Below are 15,870 nucleotides of genomic sequence, written 5' to 3' on the forward strand. Positions count from 1 at the left end.
TCCCTTGGGGATCAAAGCTAGGACACATAACTTTATACGTTAACAGGGTTGATGATTAAGGATAGGAAAATTACTCAATATTGATGTGTACCACATGACTGTAACACATAAGGTGTAACACAATGGCGGTTCAACACACTATCCAAAGAGGTGGTATATATTATTTCAATTTCCGATTACCTAAGTGTGGTACGGTTTTTAAAAAGAGCTTACGAACTGATAGCTCAAGGGTTTGCAAACGGTTGGTTAAAAATATTATTGGTCAAATCAGGCATAAGATGTTGCGTCAAGAGGCAATCACAAAAGAATCTCTGAGTGACGTCATAGAAACACTTTTAACTGATAAAGTGGGACACACACCCTATCTTTCTGGTTGTGATTTAAAGCCTACATCTAAGCCATATTATGAAATAAAGAATCTTTGCAATCAGGTAGATAATGATTCAGAGGAATTAGCTAAAATCTCTTTACCAGACCTTGAACGATGGTTCGTAAATCAGCTAACAAAACACGAGATTAACTCATCCAGACAAAATCAAATCGTGCTTACAGAACTAAAAAAGGCTACAGATTTAGTAATGAAACTGGGTGAGTCCATTCTATCTAGCGACATTGTCAGATCTAAACAGAAATCAAATTCAATACAGGAACGTTACTCTGATTCGCTACGGGGAGAATTGAAAGAACCTGTTAATAATGCCCCTACTTTCAATGAAGTGTTGGAAGAATGGCGGAAAACGTGGAAGCTTACCCCTAGGATGCTACGAGAGCGCGAGAAGTTCTACAAGTGGTTTACTCATTATCTTGGGGAGCTACCAGTTGATAAGATTACTCGTAAAACTTTGAATGGTATGTTCAACCAATTGTGCAGTTTCCCCCATCTAAAGGTTGGTAGTCCATATTATAAGATGACAGTAGAGCAGCTCATTGAAGTAGCTGAAGAAGGCAACCTACTACCAGAAGAAACACAAGGGGCTAACTTACGTAATGGATGGAAGCATCTAAGCCCAATTTTCACATACTGTATTGATCAAGAGTACATCGAACAAGCCCCAAAACTCACCATTAAACTTGAAGCAACAACTAAACGTGGATGTTTTACGTTAACACAGACACGACAACTGATTGATTATCACAATACCACTGATAAAACACTGGATAGTTGGGCTGCACTAATTCAGATCTTTACTGGTTGCCGAAATGCGGAAGTAGAACAATTGCGCAAACAAGATGTGCTCAGGGATGATGACACAGGGATCTTATATATCCGAGTATCGGAGAAAGCAGGTAAGGTAAAAACTAAAGGCAGTAACCGCAATATCCCAGTGCATCAACGTTTAATCGAGCTAGGGTTTGAAACTTGGTTAGCATCATGTGAAGACGGAAGACTATTCCCTACTAACTTGAGTCTGACCTTAGTTTATAAACAAGCAAAAGAAGCAATTAACCTACCAGACACAGATAATGCAGACCTACAGTTATCAGCCTATTCAGCACGACACAGGATGAACACAAGCTTGATAGAAGTAGGTGTACATGACCTTGCTATAAAGGCTATAACTGGTCACTCTTCCGGTTCTACATTTGGTGACATGACCGCCCACTATGCACACTTAACCAACATACAGGCATTGAAGACGGCTATTGATAAGGTGAAGTATTAACCGCCTGAATTATTTTTAAACTGCACACTCACTCACAATGTTTAGCCCTTGAAGTTGGAACATTGTTATAGCTGGGTTAGATTTTTGGCTGTGACACCTTTGCTTGCTGTCATTGGGGAGGAATATCACGCCTCCCCACCATTCCAACATATCCAATTATCAGTTATGTATTAGCACTAACAACACAATGAGGTCTTCCCTACTCAATGCAGGTAATTTGCATGGTGTATGATGCTCGAATGCCTGTTTCACTTGCTGTGCAATAGTTAATAGTTGTTTGCTAGACATCGTTACACCCTCCCACGTTTAATAGTGGCTCTAAGAGCTTGTACAACGCTTATGTCTGACCTTTTTGTATCAGCAATAGATTGGTAATGTTTATCGAAATCAGCGTTAGCAGCATCAATCAGGGAGGTTTGAGAAGGTGTTTTGTGTTGTGGTGTAGTAGTGGTGGTAGGTACTTTTGATTTACTACTCTTTACACCAAATCCAGCTTTTAACACAACATTCAATAGAGTTAATAGTTTGTTTGCGATTGAGTATTGATTGCGTAACCCGATCCCGTTAATACGCTCTATCTTACTAATTTTAATAAGGTTTAAGCTCTTTAGCTTCTGGATAGATCGGTTAACTGTTGCCCTGCAATATCCAGTGATAGAAGCAAGTCTTTGTTGAGATGGGAAAGCTTTGTTATGTGACAGATTCAGGTGTGATAGTAACGACACTAACACGGCTTTTTCGGCTGGAGATATGTTTTGAATACATGCACTGGCGCAAGCATTCACTAGTTGTGAGTGGTGTTTGATGATCATAGTTCTGTTCTCTAGTTTTTAGAGATAAGAACCGTTAGGGAGGGCAGGAGCTGCAAAGCTACTTGACGACTAGAGAGAACATCATGTAGATACAGGCGTACTATGACCCCTGCCCGACCTGTATATGAAAAACACTTCCCGTATATGGCAAGCATTAGAAATCAGATATGTATTTTCTCTAGTTTTCCCTCAACGGCTCTTACCCCGTTAAAGTTTGCTTATCAGGTTCTTACGCTGATAAACATTGGTGTTGGGTTCTTACACCAACACAGAGATCTTACAACAGGAAAGCGGAATACTGCAAGATTTAAAGTAGAAAAATCGTATTGTTATTAATCTATTAGATCGTAGATCGTGTTCTTGTAACTGAGCATTACATATTCAAGTAACATGAGGTTACACACCGAAATCTCTAGCTAGAACCTTTCTTGATAGTCAAAATTAAAGTCTGTAGATAGTAAATCTTCTTTGCCAAATAAGCACTTATATGAATAGGTGCTAATATGTATATGTTTACTTTTAATTGAAGGGTTACATTATGGCAATGTGGCACAGCTTTAAACCACTAAACCTGCAGGTAGATGGACAGTATGTAGAAGTCGTTGAAGATTCTGCTTTAATTGCCTATTACCCTAATGGTGGACACTTGAAGTTTGAGATTAAGTATTACACTGGTAATACTAAATCAGTTTTTGATTTCTCTACTAATGAAAAGAAAAAGCTGGACTTAGTATTACCAGAGAGTGAATACAAGATTACTGTTCTTGAACATGGTGACGAGCAGGTACAACAAGTTAAAAACCTAGGTTGTGGAGCATTGATAGGAGCAGCAATTGCAGGTCCATTTGGTGCTGCAGCAGGTGCATACTTAGGTTCAAAACGGAAAGAGTGCCCGTCGATTATAGAAATACCGGAGTTAAATATAAGACTAGAAGCACTGGCTCCAATCGGGTATTTGAAAGATCTTGCAAGGAATCAGTTTTTCTCAGATAGAGAACCTGAACAAACAGAAGAAGAAAGCAATTTAGCAAGTAATTCTTATGAGCTTACACCGCTTCCACATCAGGAAGACCGGAACAGCCTTGAAAGTACCGAAGAAGAACCAACCAAGGAAGCTAAGGCTAGGTCAGTATTCGTATTAGTTTCAATAGTATTAGTCGCTATGACCATTGGGATAAGTAATCTGGAAAACAGTAGGGTAAGAAAAAACGCTGAACAAGCAAATACCTTTACTCACCCTCTCCTCGAATCAGGAGCTAGAGTACCAGAAGGTATCAAAGAAAACCCTGAAGTAATAAATCAACTTGTTAAAATCATTGGTTTATACGGGTACAAATGCAACAGCGTATCGGGGATTGTAGAAATGTCATTTACAAGAGGGTTTTCCGTGTGGTGTAACAACCACAACTACGCCTATCACATTAAGGATAAAGGCGGTAACTGGGTGGTGACACTTCAGTAGTAAGAGCAAGGATATTACACTGCACCAAACGTAATAACACACCCATCATCACCCAAAGAAGGGATCACATGCTGTTCCACATGTTCCCAAGCGGCTTGTAACGTCCCTTCTTCTACATCATCATATAAACACCCTACTTCATCCTTACAAACATCACAAAGCTCTTGGAGGACGTATAGCAGATACTTAACACCATAATCACCACCATTGAGTAGAACGGCTTGTAATACCTCTTGATGCTGTAGAATAGACCGCCACAACCTAGATTTAGTTTCTGGTGATGATAGCGTAACCAGTGGGAAATAAATGTGATGTTGATTAAGGGTTTCTTCATCATATCCCCATACAGACAGCAAGCTATGGCAAAGTTCAGCATGAACACCGAAGTAGTTAATCTGCATTAGTTTTCGCTCCATACATTGGTGTATCTAGAGGAATTTTAGGGAGCATACCTTTTTGTGTTGGTGTAGATTTAGTTGGAGAAGGTTTCACCTCCTCATCTTGGTAAATACGAACCTTTTTAATCAACTCCTCAATATCAGCGACGACTTTGTTTAAGTGCTTATGTTCAGACAGTAAGATCTTAATGCAATCTAGCTGTGATTTACTGATTTCTTCTTTACCTTGAGCACTAGCTATAAGAGATTTAATCAATCCACTATAAGCTTTATTAATGGCTTGGAGATTCTTATCCTGTGCTGATGCCACATCCAGAAGTGTATCGAGGTGGTTTTGTAAAGAGTGACGGTTTCCGATGTTTGTTACAACGGGTAAAGGCTTACTATTCATTATTATTATCCTTATTAGTTAATGCCGTTAATACTGTAAAGATTGGCTGTTTCTTCTTGTAGGCAATCTACAACCTGTTTGTGTACAGATTTAATTTTTCTTAGGTAGGATTGTTTAAATCCTGTTGTTTCTTCAATGTATGAATAAGGTAGATTCAAACCTAATAGGTATATTACATGCTTAATTTCTGGTGAAATTTTAGTATTGCTTAATAAACTGGAATTTAGGCTTAAGATCTCCCCTTGAACATACAAAATCTTTTGATTTCGGTTCATGAGTAAGAGTCCTACATGTTGTAATGAAGGTGTACTTCTTGTTATATATATCAATAACTTACATAAATTTTCAGTAATTATATTTTCAATGGGATATGCGTTAAATTGGTAAAAATTCTCGGTAATCTAATGATGAAAATATCTAGAATTGGGTGTACTGCTTATTTAGAGGTGTTATTATGAGGATTTATCAAAAACTTTATCTTAATATATGTAACAATTATACCATAAGTAGCAATATTTATATACTTACCTAAAATTTTCGTTACACATAAAACTAAATTTTCCGGTGGTTGTTTATTAGTGACAAAATATCCATTGTTACAGGTAAATATCGTAAGCAATGGTTTGAGAGTATGAAATTGAGCGAGAGACCATTTAAGCACACAAAATCCGTCACATTCTCTCAGAATGGCTAATTTTCAAATATCTATGCACTAAATGTGAATAGTAGAAATGCAATCACAAATCTCACCAATCACCGCCCTTTTCCGTAGACATTTTAAGAATCATTTAAGTAACAAATGATAGTGGTGATACTTGAGAATTACTCTCATTTACTTCACTTAAAACCGTGATTAACTGGTCATTATGGATATACCCAAACAGAGCCACTTTAACACTACATAAAACCAATAGTATTAATAGTTATTGACCACCCTAAATGAACCAATCTATAATGACCACCTAAAATGAACTGCTTTATAGTGAACTGAATCAAAGGGGAAACGATTATGTTTATACGTGGATACTTAAGAGCATCAACCACACAACAAGATGCATCAAGGGCATTGTCATCACTTCACGCGTTTGCCGATTCACATAACGTTAAGATTGCAAAGGTGTATACAGAAAACGTGTCTGGTACTGCCTTAGAACGTCCAGCACTGGCTGAACTGATCAATGATTCACATGAGGGTGATATTCTTCTTATCGAGAAGATGGACAGGCTTACACGTCTACCTTTCCCAGTATGGGAGTCTCTAAAACAACGTATCAAAGAAGCTGGTATAAACATTGTTGTATTAGACCAACCAACCACACACAGTATATTGTCTGGTAGTGATCAGGTTACTTCAGCTATTCAACAGGCTTTAACTAACTTCATGTTGGATCTTGGTGCTGCAATGGCAAGGGATGACTACGAAACTCGCCAGAAAAGACAAGCTGAAGGTATTCAGAAAGCTAAGAAAGATCCTAGTAAGTACCAAGGCAGGAAAGCAAATACAGGCCGTCACAGTTCGATAGAGAAGCTTTTGAAAGCTGGTCATTCATATTCAGATATTCAAAAGATTGTTGGTTGTAGTCGTGGACTAATCGCTAATGTTAAGAAGAGTATGACCGTTTAGAATTCACTTATTTATTGTTAACTTCCCCTTCATCAAGCCGCCTATCATGGCGGTTTTTTATTGCCTTTTAAAACGCCTCAAAGCCTCTCACAACGTCCTAATCAATATTAATCCATTAATACTAATTCACCGCTAAAACGCTTGTCTGAGCCGCATAGAAGCATTTGCACACCAATTACCCCCCACACTCACACATCCAGTGCACAAATAGACTTAATATCTGAGTATTTGCATTTATATTGCACACATGGTCTATATTCATCGATTGAATTATTATTCAGCATCGAATGTTGCATTTTTGGAATGAACCATTACATTTATGAAATCTTGGTCTGGATGATTGAGAGCGATAGCGCATTTTGTTTAGCAAGTAATAAGAAACCTATCGTTAATAGGTGTACTACTTAATTTCACTAGTAATGACCTCTTTATCATCCACTATCGACTACTTTACAGAACCAACAACGGGTCAAGAATACGCCTAGTTACTGCACTTACATCGGCACAATCTCGGATAGATTTTACTTTTAAGGCTTCTTGATAATGTGGAAATACATGATCGTAAAAGTCATTCAAAGATGGTGCATTATTCAAATCTGTAATAACCCCATTATAAACTACGGTTTTCATCTGCTTATAAGTTTCATCCCAGTTTTTACTTCTACCACTTAAATTAGAATTAGCGATAATACTAAAAGCAGTTTCTGCGTTTTCTAGATAACTCCGATCTTCAATCGGTGAACCGATATCATTTGAATATCTGCTGATAGCAGCACATGTCAGGTTAGACGCTGTTACTCCCAAGAGCACTTGGTTTTGTTCTTCCGTTAATTCTAAACTAGGGATGGATACCGATTCGTAATCACCACAGCCTGACATTGCTATTACCAACAACGTAGTAACGTATTTTATTTTTATCATATAAGCCTCGTTCTTAATCCTTACACCTAACCGTACCCTGTAAATCCTTCTTACATATCGTGCCGTTGCTCCCCCTAAGAGATCCATCAGAGCTACGCTTCCATGTGTTGCCTTTATTGTCTCGAATGATCCCATTGGAATCCTTGGAGATGATCGTTCCTGTCTTATCATTACGCCATTTACCATGGGGGTCTTGTCGCCAAACATTGCCTTGGTCATCTCGAATTTTTCCATGGGGATCGACTCGATACCTTGCCTCTGTACCTGTGGAGGAGTTCTTACAGCGTGTGATCCCGTTTGCATTGTTAGTTTTACAGACGGTTTCTGCTTGTCCAGTAGCCGTAAGTAAGCACATAGCAGCCAGCAATAAACGTTTCATGGTGATGTCTCAGCGTTGAACAGAGTTAAAAGTATCATGAGGTTAAGTATAGCAATGTGTTGGATTACGACACTGCGAACTCTTTGAATAACACAAGATTTATGAAAGCAACACACAGCCCCTTTAGGGGTTAGATGAACACATCACACATGGAAAGTGAAATAGCTTGTCTATGAGCTTTACAGGTGGGTTGTATCGTGAATCTTACATATACATAGATAGCGGAGCTATAAAACACATTCACCATCACGAAGTGATAAACACACAACATGTGTAAGCGGAGCTTAAGACAACACAGGGTTTCTTTTCTTAGTGAACACAGTGAACATAGAAAACACATAAGCGTAGCGTTGAGGACGAGGTTACGAGTCTCTTCTATATAACATATTAGTAAGCCCTTTAGGGCAGACGAACACAGTGAGTCTCTGATCTTACATATCTATATATTAATATTGTTAATACAAATATTACTGTGTTGGTTAGACGAACATGGTGAGTCTTGAGTGAGCACAGCGAACGAGATCTAACATATGGTGTTTAGGACGAATGTAATGAGTCTATGAACGTAGTGAAGATCTGACATATATTGGTTTGACGAGTTTACGAGTCTCTGATCTGACTTAGTATTATCTATATATAACATAGGTGACCTCTAGCGGGCAGTTTTGAGGTTAAGATTGCCTAAATTTAGGCACTTTTACTTATTGGTAGGATAAATCTGCCTGATTTTAGGCAGTTTCAAAACGACGTTAACTTTTAGAATTGCCTAGATTTAGGCAGAAATACGGACTGGTTTTTGCCCCTTGTAGAATTCTTACCAACACCAACAAAGACGATTAAATACAAAGAACTTGTATCTTCAAAAGGTTGGTGGGTGTTCAAGAAAGAGGTTTGGGAAACAAAAGAGATCGATGTTTACGAAGATGAAGTGGACACATTCGTATCATCCCTAACAAACAATTGTGAAATTATTGAAATTAAATAAGGAGAAATAATATATGAACAAAGAAATGCAGATTTTTGATTACGATGGTATGAACATTGAAACTATCATGTGGGAGAATCATAAAGGTAAGGTTGTTCCTTACTTTAAGGCTGAAACAATTGCTACGATCTTAGGTTATGAGAATACAACACAGGCAGTTAAAAACTTATGTAAGCATGGGATTAAAAAATCTTACCTAGATTTAGAGAAAGATAAATCGGACAATCTATATAACAGACAGTCCACAGAATTCAAGGACTTAGGTGCCAATATTACTCCTTATCAAGCTTTAATGCAGAAGGGTTACACACATAATGAAGTTATCAGTAAGAAAGTATGGATTGATGAGTTCGATATTTACCGCCTAATCATGCGTTCTAATAAGCCTGATGCTGAAAAATTCCAAGATTGGGTATGTGAAGAAGTGTTACCTAAGATCCGTCAGGATGGAATGTATATTTCTGGGGAAGAGAAGGTAGAATCTGGTGAGATGTCGATTGAAGAAATGACATTGAAAGTACATGAGTATTTACAGAATAAGGTGAATCACTATTGAGTAGCGATTCTATCAAAATCAATAACTTACTCACCCTCGCTTGACAAAATTCTATAAATCCGTAGCATATATAGTATAAATACAGTAAAGTCAATCACAATGTAAAATATTTTGAATAAAATCACATTTTACTATTGCAAATGATAACTATTCGTGTTATTATACCTGTATAGATTGTTTTAATGATGAATAATCTAAACCTTCCCCTCTTTTAACTCCCAACAATTTAACTACTCCATACGTGCATTGCTTGCAATGAATCACACGTTGTGGGGCTTTCGTGTATCTGAAAACGGAGAATTTAACTAATGAATTACCAACTGCCCGAAGGGGTAACAATCGAATCGCTGCCAATCTCTACACTGTATCAGTTAGACCGATTGTTAAAAGGAACTACCAAACCAGCTAATGTCAGCCGAACAAAATTGAACCGAAAACTTGCAGGTGATTATCAGCAATGTTTCGAACATGGACTAGCACTATATCTATTCCGTTTAATCGAAGAGTTCAACCAGAATATTAAAGAGGAAATCTTAAAATGAAAATTCAACTCAAACACCCATACGACAAATTGGTTGGTGATTTGGCAGATCAGACAGGACTCAGCCCGACTCAATTAACAATCGAGCTAATGCAGCAATTACAACGTCAACTTTCTGAAACAAGTGCCCAAGTGGAGGCAAAGGAGAATACACACAATGGTAAACGACTATAACAAGAATATTGGATTTGTTCAGATTGATGCTAGATATACGCTAGCAACTGGATTTAAGAATAAAAAGACAGGAGAGATCATTCCTTTTGATGGTGTGGACTTCAAGATCATTACCTTTATTACTCAACGTGAAGCCTACTTCAAGAACGTTAAACATTCTCCCTACTTCGAAAGCCTAGACAGGATTTGCACTGCTGTTACTGGTAGTTCATATCGTTCTAGTGGAAGTAACAGAGCACGTATAAAAAAGCTAATGCAGATTGGTTTGCTTGATGTGGCAACAACTTCTAAAGGTTCGATTAAAAATGCTGGTAAGAAGTCAATCCGTAAGCTTGATAATGTGTTGAAAGATTACGATCTGGTAAACCCTGCCCTTTCTACTTTCGATACACCAGAAGCAACCGAGCAACGTAATGAGGCTAAAGCTGAACGATTAGAAGAACAGAAACAACGAGAAGAAGACAGAAAGCAACCTTGTTACGGAACAGAATCATACTTCACCGAACACCCACACGTCGAATGTTATATGTTTGCTCTTACGGAACCAGATGGTTATGACGACGAAACAGATGCAAATTTCGGATTTGTCGATGATATAAACACTACAACTAACGATCCATGCCCTACTTACTATATGTGTGCTGCAGAGTTAGCAAGTTACAAACAGTGTTTAATGGTGGATGAAGAAACAGAAGAACGAGAGGACGCAGCAGTATATAGTTTTGTTCAGTCTAGTGATGGAAAGCCCGAACCAGTAAAACACCTGGCACCTGTTGAAGAAGCAGAAGCAACAACAAAGATTGTTGAAACATCAACAGAAGTAACAGCACCGAAAGGTGACAAGTCCAAGCTGGTCAGCCTGATCGGAAATGTCGATGTTTCAGATATAGATGTTGAATCTAAAGGAGTTGGTTGGTTTGCTGCACCACTCGCCAGAGATGAACTTGACGTTGCAGATACAAAACGCTGGTTGAAGGTGTTGCATACGCATTTCCGGGATGAATACTTTCCAGATCAAACAACCGTAGAAGCTATACTTAAAAAGCTAATCTGTGAAGTTTGTGGTGACAATTTAGATGATCTCGGGTACTGCTTAAACCGTGATTGTCCCGAACACGAATCCGTAATCCCATTCTAACCAATCCCCTTTTAGCGCAACGCTAACACCTTATTCAGCCTCTACAGGCTAATCCAAACAACACTAAAACAAACCTGATACATGCTTGAATGAAGCACAATGTAGGGCTACTTGTATGTATCACTCCAAACAAGAGGAAACAATGATATGAACACTTTCACGGTATTAAAGCCAGAGCAAGGTTATGACACCATTTTTATTACTCGCCAAGATCACAAGATCGAGGAGATTTTTGTAAATAGTTCAGTTCCGCTAATGATCACTGAGTTACCTATTCCCACTAAGGAAACGAAGGAGATTATCGAGCTATATGAAGATCAATGGTTAGATTTGAATGACAACGAATTTAAAGTTCCAACATCAAAACAGCATGACGTTTTTGTATATGAACATCTAGATTCAAATGACTTTTTAGCCTTGTTGATAAGATACCCTCGTGTGGTTGGCAAATTAATAGCTAGAGAGTTTTATAAGGACATTGAAGAAGTGACAAATCGATTAGATTGCGAGTTGTATGAGTTTTATCAAACTCATAAGGCAACCTAACCCAACCTAACCCCTCTCTAAATACAACCGAATACAAAACCTCTCGTATACATGCTGAATAGCTTGTAGACACGTTCACACCTTTGTATGGGGAGGTAATAACAAGAAGGAAAATAACGTGAAGAAATACCGAATTAAAGCGATCAGAAAGAGCCGTAAACGTTTCAACTATTCATTATTAAATAAATAAGAGGTGAATATGGAAAATCTTCAAGATAAATACACTCGCGCTCTCAACAATTTTGAACCAGAACAGAGATCGAAGTTCTTAGAACTTGTTGAATCCGCATTGCATGAGTTTAAGCAAAACCTTGATTGTGCAGCTAGTGAGCTTGGTGTAGACATCATACAAAAACCAATCTTGTTACCATTTGGTAGTTCTCTTGCAAAGTCCAAGATGCGCCTCATTTTTTATATAAAATCAGAACAATTTATGCAGCCACTAAAGATTGATGTCGCTTTAACATCTTACTTATACAAACAAGAAGAACAACGTAACCTCTACCTTAAAAACGTGATTAGTAGGTATATTGATAGAGAGTTGAAGATAGGAAACAAACCGAAGCACAAACCTCTTCATGTAAGATTCAACGAGATGCTAACAACGTTTAGAAAAGGAGCTGCAATAAAACCAAACCACTTAGAAACATTGAGTAAAGTTAATAAAATTGTACGTAACCATAGTTTAAAGGTGTTTGGTAAGAGTAACACCGAACCTACGATATGGGATTATTTTTACTCAACAAAGATAAGTCTTAATGAGGTTGTAAATATAATTAAAGATGCTGAGTAAAATACAGAACACCTATCATAATAAAACGGCAAAGTAAATATTTTTATTACATTTCCTGTTGTATTTTAAATAAGGTAATGTTATAATGGTTGTATAAGTTAATGTTCTTGCCGAATCAATACTTATGTTACTTCAAACAATCACTAGTTAATAATCCTCCTATTATTTTGGTGATTGTTTTTTACTCTCGAATTGTAATAAAACATATTACATAACACTCCCCCGATTAAACTAAAACCTCTTAGCTTATCATATTAAGCATTAATATCTATTATCAATAATGGAGGCTAAACAATGCCTAGAAAACGTCTAATCTATGAAGATTCAGAAAGTTTATTAAAAGAATTGATTGAAGGAACTCGAACACTTAACAGTGCTTATCTTTTAAAATTCAGAAGTATCTCTGTATATAATGACATCGACCAACATAATATTATTAGTGATGCCATTTCGTTATACCTTGCATCTAAGAAGATAAAGAACCTCAAGTTCTAACCATCCTAAAAATAAAAACAATACTGGAAAGCAAAACTATGAAGTTAAAAGACCTCTGTGAGCAATACCCACAATATAATAAAGAACAAATTCTGAAGTTACGTACTTTATACTACAACATCAAAGCTAGATGTAACTCCTCTCATGAACATTTTAAAAGTTATAAACATGTAGCGTTCGATTTTAAAGACATCACCCATTTTATAGATTGGATTATCAGTGAATCAAAGAGAGGTAGAGATTATTTCAAAATCAATAAACCTCATGTTTCGAGACTTTTTGATCAGGGCAATTATTCTCCTAAAAACTGTGTACTAAAACCAGCCTCCGCTAATGCTCGTGAGTCAGGTGCTAAAAGCTACAAGGTTTACGATAGCCTAACGGGTAAAACGTCATACTTTCAAAGTTTGCGTTGGTTTTATAACAAGAATAAACATGTGTTGAACATTAGCTTAAGCAAACTGTATAGGCTAGTAAATAACCAAGAAATCATCGAAGTTACAAACGGCTCAATTAACGGCTTTATCAAGATTTACGCAATTGATTAATAAAAGGAAAACAAGATTATGAACATTCAACAAGTATTAAAGCAACTTAACACCCTGCAAGAATTAAACAAATTTTCAAACGATGAAAATATTTATGAGATCCTTGAAGAGTATGAGATTAAGAAAGCCCATAAACAAATGAATGATGATGTTAAGACATTAGAGAAATCACTTGAATCAAAGTTCAAAGGCGTTGAATACCTAGAACCTGAACATAATCACTCTCAAGGTGTTCAAGATTATTCACCTACAGTTGAAGAAGATAGCGACACTCAAGCCCTTCTAAAATCACTTGAAGATAAATATAACGGTCAAGAATATTTATAAATAAAAATTATTTATAACAGTAATTCTCTTTCCCCTCCTACCCTCATATTAAAATAAAAACAATTACAGGAAAACAAAATTATGAAGATAGATTTACCTCAAGATCTATTTATTGATGTTTGTGAACGCATCAAGAAAGAACAAGCAACCCCTCTTTGTGTTCATATAGAAGGTTGGCAAATAGCTGCAAAGATTGAACAGCTATTAGAAGTTTATGCAGATGATGAGTTATTCACTCTAGATGACTTGCCAGAATACACACGTAACCGAGTAGAGAATATTGCTAAAAATAGCAGTAAGTCAAAATCAAAACGTCGAGCATTAAGAGCACGATTAAAATCTGATGCGGATTTAATCGAATCACTCAAAGCTAAGTTAATCGAACGTGACAATCTAATCGCTGAACTCAAACAACAACAATAATAAGATAGGAGTACATAACATGAATATGACTGAAACAAAAACACTAGAAGAATTTATTACCGAATACTACGACAATGTTCAGTTGAGCACTTTCTCAGAGCAAGATGTCCAAGATGTTTATGATACTTGTATGTGTCGTTATGATACAACGGTGAGTAAAGATTTTCGACTACCTCCAATCAGTGGCAATGAAATAGAGCAAATTCAATATAAACTTACTAGTTGTAATTTGTTGTACGATTTAGGTATTGGTTCGATCGAAGCTTTTACACTGTCACCTTATAAAAGAACTCAAGACATGCTAGTAGAATTTTCGAATAAACTTAAACTTGGGTACTCTCCAGTGCCTTCTTCTAAACTAAGTTTCGCCAAGTTTAACAAGAATAGTAAATATGTTGGTTTTATAGCGTACAAACCTGACCAATTAGTAGAACAAGAACTAGAACTACTTCGTGAGCAAATTAAAGACTTGTTAACTCGGAAATGTGAACTTGAAAATGAAGAACTGTTAGCACCGGAAGAAGCGAAAGCCTATGCCCTTCAGAAGCTTGCTGAACAGGAAGAAGAGAAAGAACAAGCATTACACCTTCGAGCAGCGAAAGCGGCTGCAGCAGCGAAAGAGAAACTTTTAAATAGTGGAAATGAAGAACTCACGAAATTACTAAAGCGTGACTGGGTGACGTTTGATGAAGCTAAGAAAGTTAGTAAGTGTGACCAAAACACGAAAGTCGAATCACTACTGACTGATAACGGTTTTATTGCTGTCCGTAAATATTTATCAGATGGTAAACAAAGAAAGTTATGGGTTAAAGAATCTAAATCTGAAACTCTCGATTACAAGGATATCACTCTTTAAACACTACCAGTAACAGCCCCTTTTAACTAAGGGGTTTATAAAAAGCCTATGGAATTTATACAACTACCTCCCCTCCTTCTGATCCTCATCCCTATTCTAATTATCAATACCCTATTTGGTAAACCAAAAGAGAAAGATCCTAAAGAAGATTATCGAACAGTATTGAAGAAAATAAAGAAGATTGTGGATGAAGAGCTGAGAAAATAAGGAAGATTTATGATTACACCCACATATATTATGGATGACAACCTTGGAAGATTTTACGCCGATGCGTTCACTGAAATTTCACCAAGTTACACTTCAAGCGCCACCAAATACCCTGTCAGCGATAAAAGTGTTATTAATTCAAACGTGATTAAGAACAACCCAACATTAAGTCTTACTTGCTATGTCGGTAAGAACCCGCTGAAAAACATAGATGACAACTTATTAAGCGGTGATGACAAAGAACAACGCCCTTTGAATGCACATGAAATTCTCCTCTCGTGGTTTAACAAAAGCACTAAGTTAACAATCGTAAACGAGTTTTACAATTTAAATGACTACGTCATTGTTAAATATACGCCTCGACAAGTCAACACAACTGATTCTATGGAATATCGACTCCTATTAGAACATATCCGCAACGTGTCTTATGAAAAGGGATACCTTCTAACGTTTGCCGATGAACAAAAGTCACTTGATGGTCAACGTAAAACTAACAGCTCTAATAATGGCTTTAGTTCGAAGGTGAATAAACTACCTGATTTGTATAAAGATGGTTATGTAAATCTCATGGGATTAGAACAAAAATCGAATGAACAAAAGATTAAAGAATTTTTTAACAGAGAAGGTTAA

Annotated in this window: 19 protein-coding genes; 14 read left to right on the forward strand and 5 right to left on the reverse strand. The window is 36.9% G+C overall.

Annotated elements, in window-relative coordinates; genetic code table 11:
- The first annotated feature begins 122 nt into the window (after positions 1-122).
- Positions 123-1,664 carry a site-specific integrase gene (locus R7Q41_RS16985; RefSeq protein ID WP_029849073.1) on the forward strand — a complete coding sequence of 514 codons (1,542 nt, stop codon included), beginning with the start codon at positions 123-125 and terminating at the stop codon, positions 1,662-1,664.
- A 290-nt stretch (positions 1,665-1,954) separates the two neighbouring features.
- Here R7Q41_RS16985 and R7Q41_RS16990 read toward each other — a convergent pair whose 3' ends face one another.
- On the reverse strand, positions 1,955-2,476 hold the full coding sequence (locus R7Q41_RS16990; RefSeq protein ID WP_318123016.1) for a helix-turn-helix domain-containing protein: 522 nt from the start codon (positions 2,474-2,476) through the stop codon (positions 1,955-1,957).
- Between the two features lie 538 nt (positions 2,477-3,014).
- Between R7Q41_RS16990 and R7Q41_RS16995 the strand changes: the two genes are divergently transcribed.
- Complete coding sequence (locus R7Q41_RS16995) at positions 3,015-3,938, forward strand: hypothetical protein (RefSeq protein WP_029849075.1); 924 nt, start codon at positions 3,015-3,017, stop codon at positions 3,936-3,938.
- A 14-nt stretch (positions 3,939-3,952) separates the two neighbouring features.
- On the opposite strand, the gene R7Q41_RS17000 is transcribed toward R7Q41_RS16995, so the two are convergent.
- From R7Q41_RS17000 to R7Q41_RS17010, 3 genes are read right to left on the reverse strand one after another with little or no spacing between them, the layout of a single operon-like run.
- A complete protein-coding gene (locus R7Q41_RS17000) occupies positions 3,953-4,339 on the reverse strand; it encodes a hypothetical protein (RefSeq protein ID WP_029849077.1) in 387 nt (128 codons plus the stop codon).
- Positions 4,329-4,727, reverse strand: a complete 399-nt coding sequence (locus tag R7Q41_RS17005; protein ID WP_195745016.1) for a hypothetical protein — start codon at positions 4,725-4,727, stop codon at positions 4,329-4,331. The genes R7Q41_RS17000 and R7Q41_RS17005 overlap by 11 nt, the downstream gene beginning before the upstream one ends.
- A 14-nt stretch (positions 4,728-4,741) precedes the next feature.
- A complete protein-coding gene (locus R7Q41_RS17010) occupies positions 4,742-5,002 on the reverse strand; it encodes a hypothetical protein (protein ID WP_029849079.1) in 261 nt (86 codons plus the stop codon).
- Between the two features lie 734 nt (positions 5,003-5,736).
- On the opposite strand from R7Q41_RS17010, the gene R7Q41_RS17015 reads away from it, so the two are divergent.
- Entirely contained in the window at positions 5,737-6,351 is a 615-nt protein-coding gene (locus R7Q41_RS17015) for a recombinase family protein (protein ID WP_318123057.1), read from the forward strand.
- A 450-nt stretch (positions 6,352-6,801) separates the two neighbouring features.
- Here the strand turns inward: R7Q41_RS17015 and R7Q41_RS17020 are convergent, their stop codons facing one another.
- Positions 6,802-7,506, reverse strand: coding sequence for a hypothetical protein (locus R7Q41_RS17020; RefSeq protein ID WP_049875208.1), 705 nt, complete (start codon positions 7,504-7,506; stop codon positions 6,802-6,804).
- Positions 7,507-8,649: 1,143 nt separating this feature from the next.
- Between R7Q41_RS17020 and R7Q41_RS17025 the strand changes: the two genes are divergently transcribed.
- The 11 genes from R7Q41_RS17025 (at position 8,650) to R7Q41_RS17075 (ending at position 15,870) form a co-directional block, all read left to right on the forward strand.
- Positions 8,650-9,192, forward strand: coding sequence for a Bro-N domain-containing protein (locus R7Q41_RS17025; protein WP_318123030.1), 543 nt, complete (start codon positions 8,650-8,652; stop codon positions 9,190-9,192).
- Between the two features lie 308 nt (positions 9,193-9,500).
- Positions 9,501-9,734 (forward strand): hypothetical protein, encoded by a 234-nt coding sequence (locus R7Q41_RS17030; RefSeq protein ID WP_029849085.1) that lies wholly within the window; start codon positions 9,501-9,503, stop codon positions 9,732-9,734.
- Positions 9,731-9,907, forward strand: a complete 177-nt coding sequence (locus R7Q41_RS17035; protein ID WP_180770569.1) for a hypothetical protein — start codon at positions 9,731-9,733, stop codon at positions 9,905-9,907. Before R7Q41_RS17030 ends, R7Q41_RS17035 begins: the two co-directional genes overlap by 4 nt.
- Complete coding sequence (locus R7Q41_RS17040; RefSeq protein WP_318123027.1) at positions 9,891-11,045, forward strand: DUF6945 domain-containing protein; 1,155 nt, start codon at positions 9,891-9,893, stop codon at positions 11,043-11,045. Before R7Q41_RS17035 ends, R7Q41_RS17040 begins: the two co-directional genes overlap by 17 nt.
- A gap of 147 nt (positions 11,046-11,192) precedes the next feature.
- Positions 11,193-11,591 carry a hypothetical protein gene (locus R7Q41_RS17045; RefSeq protein WP_025626789.1) on the forward strand — a complete coding sequence of 133 codons (399 nt, stop codon included), beginning with the start codon at positions 11,193-11,195 and terminating at the stop codon, positions 11,589-11,591.
- Positions 11,592-11,790: 199 nt separating this feature from the next.
- Positions 11,791-12,384, forward strand: coding sequence for a hypothetical protein (locus R7Q41_RS17050; protein WP_025626790.1), 594 nt, complete (start codon positions 11,791-11,793; stop codon positions 12,382-12,384).
- A gap of 533 nt (positions 12,385-12,917) precedes the next feature.
- Positions 12,918-13,427 (forward strand): hypothetical protein, encoded by a 510-nt coding sequence (locus R7Q41_RS17055; RefSeq protein ID WP_025626793.1) that lies wholly within the window; start codon positions 12,918-12,920, stop codon positions 13,425-13,427.
- An 18-nt stretch (positions 13,428-13,445) separates the two neighbouring features.
- The gene (locus R7Q41_RS17060; RefSeq protein WP_029849090.1) at positions 13,446-13,754 is read left to right on the forward strand and encodes a hypothetical protein; all 309 of its coding nucleotides are present in this window, start codon (positions 13,446-13,448) and stop codon (positions 13,752-13,754) included.
- 81 nt (positions 13,755-13,835) lie between these two features.
- The gene (locus R7Q41_RS17065; RefSeq protein ID WP_029849091.1) at positions 13,836-14,177 is read left to right on the forward strand and encodes a hypothetical protein; all 342 of its coding nucleotides are present in this window, start codon (positions 13,836-13,838) and stop codon (positions 14,175-14,177) included.
- Positions 14,178-14,196: 19 nt separating this feature from the next.
- Positions 14,197-15,033 (forward strand): hypothetical protein, encoded by an 837-nt coding sequence (locus R7Q41_RS17070; protein ID WP_318123044.1) that lies wholly within the window; start codon positions 14,197-14,199, stop codon positions 15,031-15,033.
- Positions 15,034-15,249: 216 nt separating this feature from the next.
- Positions 15,250-15,870 carry a phage baseplate protein gene (locus R7Q41_RS17075; protein WP_154217427.1) on the forward strand — a complete coding sequence of 207 codons (621 nt, stop codon included), beginning with the start codon at positions 15,250-15,252 and terminating at the stop codon, positions 15,868-15,870.

Origin of the sequence: Vibrio sp. 2096, assembly GCF_033339595.1 — a bacterium.
GTDB classification, from domain to species: domain Bacteria; phylum Pseudomonadota; class Gammaproteobacteria; order Enterobacterales; family Vibrionaceae; genus Vibrio; species Vibrio alginolyticus.